This window comes from Actinotalea sp. JY-7885, from assembly GCF_014525465.1.
Lineage (GTDB): Bacteria > Actinomycetota > Actinomycetes > Actinomycetales > Cellulomonadaceae > Actinotalea.
This window is the reverse complement of sequence record NZ_JACEXH010000282.1, coordinates 1-2586: the sequence shown is the minus strand read 5'-3', so window position 1 is coordinate 2586 and position 2586 is coordinate 1. Positions and strand designations below refer to the sequence as shown.

The window sequence follows — 2586 nt, the reverse complement described above, 5'->3', positions numbered from 1 at the left end:
GCCGCGCGCCCCGCGCGTCCGCCGGCCGGCGCGGCGGCGCGCCGCACGCGGTGAGGCCGTGACCGGTGACGCGCGTCGGTGGGCGCTGCCAGGATCGGGGGCATGGCACGCCGCCCGATGACGACCTTCGTCGCCCGTGAGGCCGAGGTGGCACGGCTGGACGCCGCGCTCGACCGCGCCGCCGCCGGCTCGCCCTCGCTCGTGCTCCTCGGGGGCGATGCGGGCGTCGGCAAGACCCGGCTGCTCGACCACCTCGCCGGCATCGCGGCGGACCGGGGTGCCGCCGTGGTCACGACGCACTGCGTCGACCTCGGCGAGGTCGGGCTGCCCTACCTGCCGTTCGCGGAGGCGCTCCGGCGCCTGCGGTCGCTCGAGGCGGGGCGCGACGTCGTCGACCGCGTGCTCAGCGCCCGGCCGGCCCTCGCCCGGCTCGTCCCCGCGTCCCAGGACGCGGCGGGTCCCGGGCCCATGGGGGGCGGTGCGGGACCCGAGGACGCGGGCGGGCGGCTGCAGCTGTTCGACGGGCTCGCCGCCGTCCTCGGGGCGGTGGGGCGGCCCGGGCGACCGCTCGTCCTCGTGCTCGAGGACCTGCACTGGGCCGACTCGTCGAGCCGCGACGTCCTGCGCTTCCTCGTCGCGCGCCTGGGCAGCGAGCACCTGCTCGTCGTGGCCAGCTACCGGGCGGACGACCTGCACCGCCGCCACCCGCTGCGACCGGTCCTCGCGGAGCTCTCGCGGCACCCCCGCGTGGAGCGCATCGAGCTCGCCCCGTTCACGGCGGCGGAGCTCGGCACGTTCGTCGAGGCCGTCGCCGGGGGGCCGGTGCCGCGCGAGGTGGTGCGCGGGGTGCTCGCGCGGTCCGAGGGCAACGCGTACTTCGCCGAGGAGATCCTCGAGGCCGGGGGCGGGGGCGCGCTGCCGTGGTCGCTGGCGGACGTCCTGCGCGCGCGGCTGGACCAGGTCGACCCGGCGGTGCAGGAGCTCGCACGGGTCGCGTCCGTCGCGGGGCGGCGCGTGTCCGAGCCGCTCCTGCGCGGGGTCTGGGCCGCGCGCGGCGGGCGCGACTTCGACGTCGCGCTGCGCGAGGCGGTCGCCGCGCACGTGCTCGGGGGCGAGGCGGGCCGCATCGCCTTCCGGCACGCCCTGCTCGCCGAGGTCGTCTACGCCGACCTGCTGCCGGGCGAGCAGGTGGCGCTGCACCGCGCCTACCTCGACGCGATGCTGGCCGACCCGTCGCTGGGCACCTCCGCGCAGCGTGCGCACCACGCGCAGCGCTGCCACGACGTGACGACCGCCGTCCGCGCGTCGCTCGAGGCGGCCCAGGAGGCGGGCCGGGTGCTCGCACCCGAGGAGGAGCTCCGGCACCTCGAGACGGTGCTCGGGTTGTGGGACGCGGCCCCGGAGACGGCCCGGGCCGGGGTCGACCGCGTCGCGCTGGCGGACGACGCGGCCCAGGCCGCGTCCCGCGCGGGTCGAACGGGCCGCGCGGTCACGCTCGCCCGCCTCGCGGTGGAGGCCGCCCACGACGACGCCGCCCGGCAGGCGCCGCTGCGCTCGCGCCTCGCGCAGACGCTCCTGGCCGAGGACGCCACGCAGGAGGCGCTCGCCGAGGCGAGCCGCGCCCTCGCGTCCCTGACCGACGACGCCCCGGACACCGACCGGGCCTGGTGCCTGGCCGTCCACGCGCGCGCGTGCCTCCTCGAGGACCGCGACGACGAGGCGGCGCAGAGCGCGAACGCCGCGATCGACCTGGCGCGCTCCGCCGGGCTCCCCGGCCCCGAGGCCGACGCGCTCGCCACCCTCGCGGTGCTCGTGGTCGACGACCCCGACAGCGCGGCGGCGCTCCTCGAGACCGCACGCCGCAGCGCCGCGAGCGCGGGCGACCTCGTGACCGAGCAGCGCTGCGCGTACAACCTCGCGACCACGCACTACTACGCCGGGCGGCTCGACGACGCGGCGACGGTCCTCGACGCCGCCGTCGCCCGCAGCCGCGCGGCCGGCCTGACCTGGAGCGAGTTCGGGCACGCCCAGGCCTTCTTCGCCGCGCTCACCAGGTACTGCCGCGGCGACCTGCGCGACGACGAGCTGGGCGAGGGCCGGGGCGCCTCCTCGCCGCTGCTGGCGGCGGTGCGCCTGTACGGCGCCGTCGCGCGCGGGGACGAGGACGCCGTCGCGCGCGGCCGGGCCTTCGAGGGCGCCTGGGAGCGCGACCCGCAGATCGCGCTGATCTCCGCCGGGTGCACCGTCGACGCCCTGACGTGGGGCGGCGAGCTGGACGAGGCGCTCGCCCTGGCGCAGCGGATCATCGAGCACCTCGGCCGGACCTGGAGCGACTACTTCCTCGGCGGGATCTGGCTCGCCGCGCTCGCGGTGGGGGCGCTCGCCGACCAGGCCGAGCAGGCCCGCCTGCGCGGCGAGGACCCGGCCCGTCACCTCGCCACGGGCGACCGGCTGCTCGAGCGCGCCGTGGAGTCCGCGCAGCGGGGGCGCCCGCGCGGCGGGCGCCTGGGACCGGAAGGGCTCGGATGGCTCACGCGCGTCAGGGCCGAGCACGCACGCCTGCGCGTCCACGCCGCCGGGACCGCC

The 2586-nt window shown here is 79.2% G+C and carries 1 protein-coding gene; it reads left to right on the top strand.

Annotated elements, in window-relative coordinates:
- Positions 1–102: 102 nt before the first annotated feature.
- The coding region (locus IDM29_RS16265; RefSeq protein ID WP_255500365.1) for an AAA family ATPase at positions 103–2586 on the top strand (2484 nt) is incomplete at its 3' end.